3 protein-coding genes and 1 pseudogene are annotated in these 3,620 nt (G+C 67.9%); 3 read left to right on the forward strand and 1 reads right to left on the reverse strand.

Going from position 1 to position 3,620, the window contains the following annotated elements; genetic code table 11:
- Positions 1-1,218 (forward strand): annotated as a pseudogene (locus AC1DT2_RS18045) (hypothetical protein); the annotation flags it as partial.
- Here AC1DT2_RS18045 and AC1DT2_RS18050 read toward each other — a convergent pair.
- Positions 1,211-1,699, reverse strand: a complete 489-nt coding sequence (locus AC1DT2_RS18050; protein ID WP_477297853.1) for an RDD family protein — start codon at positions 1,697-1,699, stop codon at positions 1,211-1,213. The pseudogene AC1DT2_RS18045 and the gene AC1DT2_RS18050 sit on opposite strands and share 8 nt — an antisense overlap.
- Positions 1,700-1,811: 112 nt before the next feature.
- On the opposite strand from AC1DT2_RS18050, the gene xerD reads away from it, so the two are divergent.
- Positions 1,812-2,720 (forward strand): site-specific tyrosine recombinase XerD, encoded by a 909-nt coding sequence (xerD, locus tag AC1DT2_RS18055; protein WP_213948601.1) that lies wholly within the window; start codon positions 1,812-1,814, stop codon positions 2,718-2,720.
- Positions 2,721-2,810: 90 nt separating this feature from the next.
- Positions 2,811-3,560, forward strand: a complete 750-nt coding sequence (locus AC1DT2_RS18060; RefSeq protein ID WP_477297854.1) for a DsbC family protein — start codon at positions 2,811-2,813, stop codon at positions 3,558-3,560.
- Positions 3,561-3,620 lie beyond the last annotated feature (60 nt).

Raw genomic sequence — 3,620 nt, forward strand, 5'->3', positions numbered from 1 at the left:
GTGCCGACCCAGGCCATGACACTGGCGACGGTGCCGCGCCCGGAGGTCGAGGAAAGTTCGGCGCCACCGACACCGCAGGACGCGCCGTTGCCGCAGGTCGCGCCCGAGCCTGTCGCGCCGACGCCGGACCTGACCGTCGACACGCGTCCCGTGCCGCCGAAGATCTCAGTGCAGGCCATCCCCGCGCCGCCGGTCGAAGCCGAAGCGGAACTCGAGGCCGTCCCCTTGCCCGACGCGGTGGCGAAGCCGTCCGTCTCGGCGCCTGTCGCGACAGTGGACCGGCCCGCGGTGCAGGCGCCTGCGGTGTCACCCGGCGAGATGCAGCGACCGGTCGCCGGCATCGATACGGCCCCGTCCGCGCCGGGCCAGGCTCCCGGCGACATCGCCGCGGGCGAGTCCGCGGCGCAAGTCGCCGCGACTCAAGGCAAGCAGGGCGAGGATCAGGCGGCCGAGGCGGTCAAGGGGCAGTCGGCAGGCAAAGCCTCGCCTGGCGAGGCCGACGTCTCCGGCTCGAGTACGCCCGGCGCGGACAAAGAATCCGGCAAACCCGGCGCCGTGAAGGGCGTAGACGAAGGCGAGCGGCTCACCGGGGCGAGCGGCACGTCGAACCGCAGCGACGGCGTGGTCGGCGGACAGGGTGACAAGGCCGGTCAGGTGGGCGCGTACACGGAACTGAAGCCACGCGGCAACGTCACCGTGCAGAACGGCCCGCACTTCCACGTCGACTACAAGCCGACACGGTTCGACGGCGCGTGGACTCCGAAGGGGGAGTCGAGCGTAGATACCGCGGTCCGTCACGGTGTGGAAGCCACGACGACACACGCCGTCGTGTCGCTTCCGCGCGGCATCCGTCTCAACTGTACGGCCGGCCCCGGCACGGCAGGCGCCAAGGATGCGAGCGCCACGATGAATGCGATTTCGATCTTCAGTCTGGGTTGTGGCGTTGGCGATGGCCCACCGAAGCCGGCCAACCCGGACGCCACCGCAAAGAATCAAACCATGGCTCCGGCGAAACCGCTGGCCGAGAACCTTCCGCCCGCGAATTCGGCGACGGTGGCCGCGGCCCCCGTGGCCCTCGACAACACGGCGTACTGCACGGCGGCAAGGATTGCCGGCGGCCCGTTGCCACCGGGTTGCGAGGCCTCGATCAAGATCAACGTCCCCGCGCCGAACGCGGCGAGCGGTTCGTGGGTCCCCGCCAGCGATCAGTTCAAGTAGGCAGGCGCCGGATCTCGGTACCGGCGACCATGTCATGGATCGCCCGGTGACGGCGGTCGAACCAGGCGGGAAGCAAGAGCACGAGCCAGCCGACCACGGGGGCCCACAGCGCAGCCTTCATCGACGTGAGCGGGTAGATGAGAACCAGGGCGAGGGGTAGGGCGGCGACGATGAGCCTTACCAGGCCGCGCTTGCCGTTGACGGGCGCGCCGCTCGCATCCGTGACCCGGATACGCCACGGACGCATGCCGAGTGTCTGGCCACCACGCATCCAGGACGCCAGGAAATAGGCGCCCACCACGAGTCCCTGGAGTGGCTGGTACCACCAGGTGAGCATCCGGCCGTGGTCGTCGAACAGGTGACCCCCTGTGACCATCTGCGAGAGCAGCCCCACGACCATGACGATGGCGACCACCGCGAGGACGTCATAGACGATCGCCGCAAAACGGCGCCAGGCGGGAGCGGGTGAGGTGGGGATCATGCGATTCCGTGGCGTTGGCGACGCGGCATTGTAGACGGCGCCGATGGCGCCCCGGCATGAGAGTATTCGGGCATCGCTTGCCACGCCCGAATTCATGTCCGTCGATACCGCTATGCCTTCCGCTGAACTTGCCGCCGACGATGCTCGCCTGATCGAGCGCTTCATCGAGCGCGTGTGGGCGGAGGACGGGCTTGCCGACCGTACGCTTGAGGCTTACCGGCAGGATCTCCAAGGACTGGCGCGCTGGCTCGGTACCCGCGGACGTTCGCTGGCGACGGCGGGCCGCGAGGATATTTCCGCGTATCACGGCAGCCAGCCGGTAGCCGTGCGCAGTATGGCGCGGCGCCAGTCGGCGTTCCGCCGCTTCTTCGCCCAACTCGCGCGTGACGATGGTGCACGCGAGGATCCGACCCTGCTCATGCAGCGTCCGCGCATGCCGCGCAGCCTGCCCAAGGCGTTGGCCGAGCGCGAGATCGAGGCGCTGATCGTCGCGCCCGACCTGACCCATCCGCTGGGTCAGCGTGACCGGGCGATGCTTGAATTGATGTACTCGTCAGGCCTTCGGGTATCGGAACTGGTGGAGTTGCCGCTGACGGGCCTGAATACGCGGCAAGGTGTCCTTCGCGTCACAGGCAAGGGCGGCAAGGATCGGCTTGTGCCGGTGGGCGAGGAAGCCCTGAATCATGTCGAGACCTACCTGCGCGAGGCCCGGCCACAGCTGGCCAGAGGCCACGGCCAGCCGATGGCGCTGTTTCTGTCCCGTCGCGGCGACGGCATGACGCGGCAGATGTTCTGGACCCTCGTGAAGCGCTACGCCCTGCAGGTAGGCATTCCGGCGAAACGCGTCTCCCCGCACGTCCTTCGGCATTCGTTCGCCACCCACCTGCTCAATCACGGTGCGGACCTTCGGGCCCTGCAGATGCTGCTGGGCCACAGTTCGCTCAGTACCACCCAGATCTACACGCTGGTGGCGAAAGAAGGGCTCAAGCGGCTTCATGCCCAGCATCACCCGCGCGGCTGAGCGCCCGTGGCACAATCGGGGGAACCGATGGCGAGGCGCGTGTTCCAACACCTGCCCCGCACTTCCCCCGGTAGCAGATTGGAGTCCGCTATGTTCAAGAAAATCCTTCCGGCGATCCTGGCCGGCGCGTTCGCCGTGACGGCTGCCGCTGCCGACGACCAGGCCGCCGTGCGCGCCGCCGTCGAAGGGATCGGCCCCGGTATCGAGGTGCAGAGCATCGCCCCCGCGCCGATTCCCGGTTATTACCAGGTGATCGCGTCGGGTCGCATGGTGTATGTGAGTGCCGATGGGCATTACATGATCAACGGCAACCTGATCGACCTCCAGAAGAAGTCCGATCTCAGCGCGGCGGCATGGTCCGGCATGCGCAAGGCCGAGCTGGCGAAGGTTCCCGAGTCCCAGCGGCTGATCTACTCGCCCGCCAATCCGAAACACAAGATCACCGTCTTCACCGACGTGGACTGCGGGTTCTGCCGCCAGTTGCACGCGCACATCGGCGAGTACAACAAGCAGGGCATCGCCGTCGAGTACGTGTTCTGGCCGCGCGAAGGCGTGAAGACCACCTCCGGTAACGACACGCCGTCGTACACCAAGGCCGTGTCGGTCTGGTGTGCCGCGGACCGCAAGAGCGCCTTCGATTCGGCCATGTCGGGGGCGGCGGTCAAGACCGCCAGCTGCACCAACCCGGTCAAGGACGAGTTCGAGCTCGGCGAGCGTCTCGGTGTGAACGGCACCCCGACCATCGTCGACGAGAACGGCGATGTCATCGGTGGCTACCTCACCCCTGAGCAGATGCTCAAGGCGCTGAGCGCTCCGGCAGGCACCGCCCGGAGCGGCTGAGCCGGGCGGCTGAGGCTGAGCATCGCCGCTGAAGCGGCTCCCACAAGGGCGGGCTTCCTG

It is taken from the genome of Luteibacter sp. P4_E6, assembly GCF_056401535.1.